Genomic DNA, 4378 nt, shown 5'->3' on the forward strand with positions numbered 1-4378 from the left:
GGTTCGGGAAGGGGCGGGGTGGGGGAAATGTCACCCCTTCCAGACGCCCGTCTCCGCCGTCTCCCTGACGAAGTCCGAGAAGGCCCTCGGCGCCCGGCCGAGTACCTCCCGCACCCCGTCGGAGACATGCGCATTGCGCCCGTCCAAATTCGTCTCGAACAACTCCACAAGAAACTCCACCTCCCCCTCAGGCACCCCGAATTCCCGCAGCGCACCCCCGTACTCCCGCGCCCCCACCGGCACATAGCCGAGCTCCCGCCCACTCGCGGCAGCGATCTCGGCGACCGCGTCCCGGAAGGACAGCAGCCGGTCCCCGCTGACCTCAAGGACCTCCCCGTCGTACCGCTCGCCCGCGGCGAGAACCGCGACGACCACGTCGGCGATGTCGCGCACGTCGATGAACGGTTCGAGGACCTCGCCCGCGGGGAAGACGAGCTCCCCGCCGCGCAGCCCGTCGACGAGCGGGCCCTCGCTGAAGTTCTGCGCGAACCAGCTCGCGCGCACCACGGTCCACCGCGCGACACCGGAGTCGGCGAGCGCCCGCTCGGTGGCGTGGGCCTGGTCCTCGCCGCGCGCGGAGAGCAGCACGAGGTGGCGCACGCCGAGCTCCGCGGCCCGGCGGCCGAACGCGCCCACGGCGTCGGCGGCCCCGGGCGCGCCGACGTCCGGCTGGTAGGAGAGGAACGCCGCGTCGGCGCCCCGCAGCGCGTCCGTCCACGTCGACGGGTCGTACCAGTCGAACCGCACCGCGGTGGCGCGCGCCGCCTCCCGCACGGTCAGCCCCGCGTCCCGCGCCGCGAGCGCGACCCGGCTCCCGACCCGCCCGGTCGCACCGGTCACCAACAGCGTCATTTCGTGCGTCGTGTTCTGCGTGTTGTTCGTCATGGCATTCAGTCAACTGCCGCCCCGCCGCCCGGGCCATCCGTCAGCGGCTCAGCCCCATACGCGTGCGTCTACGCTGCTCACATGGACGTACTCGCAGGCTTGCTCGAAGGCCCGCGCGCCCGGGGGGCCTTCATGATCCGGGCGTGCTTCGAGCCGCCGTGGGCCGTCCGCATCGCGGACGAGGCCCCGGTCTCGGTGATGATCATGATGGACGGGGACGCGTGGATCGTCCCGGAGGAGCCCGGCGGGGGCGCCGCCCAGCGCCTGCGGCCCGGCGACCTCGCCATCGCCCGCGGGCCCGACCACTACCTCGTCGCGGGCGACCCGGAGACGAAGCCCTTCGCCGAGATCCAGCCGGGGCAGCGCTGCGTGCCGCTGAACGGCGCGCCCGACGGCCACTACGCGGGCCTCGGAATGCGCGCCTGGGGGCAGGCCGGCGGATCCGTCCGGATGCTGATCGGGACGTACCAGATGCAGGGCGAGATCACCGGGCGGCTCCTCGGCGCGCTGCCGCCGCTGCTCGTGCTGCCCACGGAGGTGTGGGACTGCCCGCTCACGCCGTACCTCGCCGAGGAGATCAGCAAGGACGAGCCGGGGCAGGAGGTCGTCCTCGACCGGCTCCTCGACCTGCTGCTCATCGCGGCCCTGCGCGCCTGGTTCGCCCGCCCCGAGGCCAAGGCCCCCGCCTGGTACCGGGCGCTCGGCGACCCGGTCGTCGGGCCCGTCCTGCGGCTGCTCCAGGACAACCCGGCGCACGCCTGGACCGTCGCGTCGCTCGCCGCCGAGGCCGGTGTCTCGCGGGCCGCGCTCGCCCGGCGCTTCAGCGAGCTCGTGGGCGAGCCGCCCATGACGTATCTGACCGGCTGGCGGCTCGCCCTCGCCGCCGACCTGCTGCGCGACAGCGACCAGACCATCGCGACGATCGCCCGCAAGGTCGGCTACGGCAGCGCGTTCGCGCTGTCCAGCGCCTTCAAGCGGGTGTACGGCGTCAGCCCGCAGGAGCACCGCACGGGCGCGGCGTAGCCTGGGCATATGTCCGGACGGCAGGAGGTGCGGAGGCAGGCCGAGGCGGCCCCGGCGGGCGCCGCTTACGCCGAACGGCCCTCCGCGCTGCTCCCCGGCTCCGTCGTATGGACCAAGGCGGCCGCCCCCGACGACCCGGCGGGCGCCGCCGCCGTGCTCCCCGACGGGTGCATGGACCTGCTGTGGACCGAGGGCAGGCTCTTCGTCGCGGGCCCGGACACCCGCGCCCACCTGCCGGAGCCCGAGTCCCCGGGCCGGTACGTCGGCCTCCGCTTCGCTCCCGGCACCGCGCCCGCGCTGCTCGGCGTGCCCGCCCACGAACTGCGCGACCAGCGCGTGGAGTTGGCCGACCTGTGGCGGCCCGCCGAGGTGCGGCGGCTCACCGCGCGCGTGGACGCGGCCGCCGACTCGATGGCCGCCCTGGAGCGGATCGCGCGCGACCGCCTCGCGGACGCGCCCCCGCCCGACCCGCTCCTGACGCGCGTCGTGACCTCCCTGCGCGCGGGCCGCACCGTCGCCGAGACCGCCGACGCCGTCGGCATGGGCGCCCGGCAGCTGCACCGCCGCTCCCTGCCCGCGTTCGGCTACGGCCCCAAGACCCTCGCCCGGGTCCTGCGCCTGCAACGGGCGCTGTCGCTGGCCCGGGACGGACTGCCGTACGCGGACACGGCCGCCGTCGCGGGCTTTGCCGACCAGGCCCATCTGGCGCGTGACGTCAAGGAGTTGACGGGCATGCCCCTCGGCGACCTGCTGCGGGCGCGCTGACGGGGCGGCTCAGCCGGGCAGCGGTGCGAAGAGCTCCGCGCCGGTGCCGTCCGGGTCGAGCACGATCGCGTACCGCTGCCCCCACACCGCGTCGAACGGCGCGAGCTCCGAGCGGTACCCGGCGGCCGTCAGGTCCTCGTGCAGCGCGTCCACGCCCGCCGCCGTAGCGCAGTGGAAGGCGAGCGCGACCCGGCCCCCGCCGGACGGCGACCGCCATGCGGGATGGAAGGAGCGGATGGTCTCCTCGGTGTCGAAGGCGACCCGCAGGCCGCCCGGCAGCGTGGTCTCCACATGCGGCAACTTCTCGTCGCCCGGGGCGAATTCGAGCCCGAGGCGGCCGTAGAAGGCGAGCGCCGCCGCCATGTCCGACACGACGATGCCGAGCATGTCGAGCCGGGGTGTGACGTGAGAGGGGGTGTCGTTGCTCTTCTTGCTGCTGTTCATGCCGGAAGGGTAGGCACGCGCCCGGCGCGTGGTCTTGAAGGAAACGGACACGAGCCCCGTCCGCCCCGTCCGGCCGACTGTCCCGGGTACCGAATCCTCGCTACGGTGGGGTCATGGGTATCCCTGGCGAGAACCATCTGGCGGCAGCCGTAGTGGCCCACCGGGGCCGTGTCCTGCTCGTGCGCCGCAGTGAGACCGAGCGGTTCCTGCCGCGCGTGTGGGGGGTGCCCTGCGGAAAGCTCGAGCCGGGCGAGAGCCCGCGCGACGGCGTCCTGCGCGAGCTCAAGGAGGAGACCGGCCTCCTCGGCCGCGTCGTCCGCAAGGTCGGCGAGTCCTCGTTCGTCAGCCACTATCAGGGGCACGAGGTGAAGAACTGGCAGGACAACTTCCTCGTCAGGCCCGTCACCTTCGACGTGACCCTTCCCCTCCCCGACCAGGCCCACCGCTGGCTCGCCCCCGACGAGCTCAGGACCGTCGAGATCGACGACTACAACATGGACATCGTGCGGCAGGCCCTGAGCAGGCTGAGCGCCCGCTAGCCCGTCGCGCCCGTCAACCCGTCCAGCCGCCGGTCCCGCCGATCCCGCTCTCCCTCGCCCCGTCGGCGTCCCCGCCGACGAGCTCCGCGAGCGTCCGCAGCTCGCCCAGGTACTCCGCCACCTCCATCGGCTCCTTCGCGTACGCCTCCGCGCGCGTCCCCTCGTCGTCCCCCGTGAACACGTCCGTGTAGCGGCGCCTGTCCGTGCCCGTCTCCAGGAACAGCGTCACCGTCGTGCCGGGCGACGCGCACCACGCCCGGTGCAGGGCGTACGGCGACAGGGCGTAACCGCTGCCCGCCTCGTACTCCGCCGTCTGCGTGAGCCGGAGCCGGGCCCGGCCCGCGGGCTCCAGGAGCCAGTCGCTCTCCTCGTCCGACAGGGACTCGCGGTAGCGGGCCGCCGCCACGCCGCCGTCCGCCGCCGCCCCGTACGGCTCCATCGTCTCGTACAGCTCCATGCCGAGCCGGCCCCGCACGACGTACGAGGCCAGCGGGGAGCGGTGGTTGTGGATGTCCTCGCGGCCCGCCCGCAGCGAGCCCGGATGCCAGATGTGGGCGCGCAGCAGATGCCGGGAGCCGACGTCGACCAGGAGCAGCTTGTCGAAGCCGAGCACATGGCGGTACGACAGGGCCGCGCAGCCGGACGGGTCGCCGAGCCCCGACGCCAGCTCCGTGATGAGCGCCAACAGGCGGCCGGGGCGGCCCAGTTCGGCGACCACCGAG

General features: G+C 74.2%; 6 protein-coding genes. 3 read left to right on the top strand and 3 right to left on the bottom strand.

The annotated features are described in order from the left end of the window. Positions 1-30: 30 nt before the first annotated feature. The gene (locus ACFWZ5_RS44930) at positions 31-885 is read right to left on the bottom strand and encodes an NAD(P)H-binding protein (protein WP_384806306.1); all 855 of its coding nucleotides are present in this window, start codon (positions 883-885) and stop codon (positions 31-33) included. An 81-nt stretch (positions 886-966) separates the two neighbouring features. On the opposite strand from ACFWZ5_RS44930, the gene ACFWZ5_RS44935 reads away from it, so the two are divergent. Beyond that, positions 967-1908 (top strand): AraC family transcriptional regulator, encoded by a 942-nt coding sequence (locus ACFWZ5_RS44935; RefSeq protein WP_384806304.1) that lies wholly within the window; start codon positions 967-969, stop codon positions 1906-1908. Between the two features lie 9 nt (positions 1909-1917). Then, a complete protein-coding gene (locus ACFWZ5_RS44940; RefSeq protein WP_384806302.1) occupies positions 1918-2673 on the top strand; it encodes a helix-turn-helix domain-containing protein in 756 nt (251 codons plus the stop codon). 9 nt (positions 2674-2682) lie between these two features. On the opposite strand, the gene ACFWZ5_RS44945 is transcribed toward ACFWZ5_RS44940, so the two are convergent. Further along, the gene (locus ACFWZ5_RS44945; protein WP_384806300.1) at positions 2683-3117 is read right to left on the bottom strand and encodes a VOC family protein; all 435 of its coding nucleotides are present in this window, start codon (positions 3115-3117) and stop codon (positions 2683-2685) included. A 113-nt stretch (positions 3118-3230) separates the two neighbouring features. Here ACFWZ5_RS44945 and ACFWZ5_RS44950 point away from each other — a divergent pair, with 113 nt between their 5' ends. Further along, complete coding sequence (locus ACFWZ5_RS44950; RefSeq protein WP_384806298.1) at positions 3231-3656, top strand: NUDIX hydrolase; 426 nt, start codon at positions 3231-3233, stop codon at positions 3654-3656. A 13-nt stretch (positions 3657-3669) separates the two neighbouring features. Here ACFWZ5_RS44950 and ACFWZ5_RS44955 read toward each other — a convergent pair. Continuing rightward, a partial coding sequence (locus ACFWZ5_RS44955; RefSeq protein ID WP_384892936.1) for a hypothetical protein occupies positions 3670-4378 on the bottom strand: 709 nt, incomplete at its 5' end.

Source organism: Streptomyces sp. NPDC059003 (assembly GCF_042740445.1).
Lineage (GTDB): Bacteria > Actinomycetota > Actinomycetes > Streptomycetales > Streptomycetaceae > Streptomyces.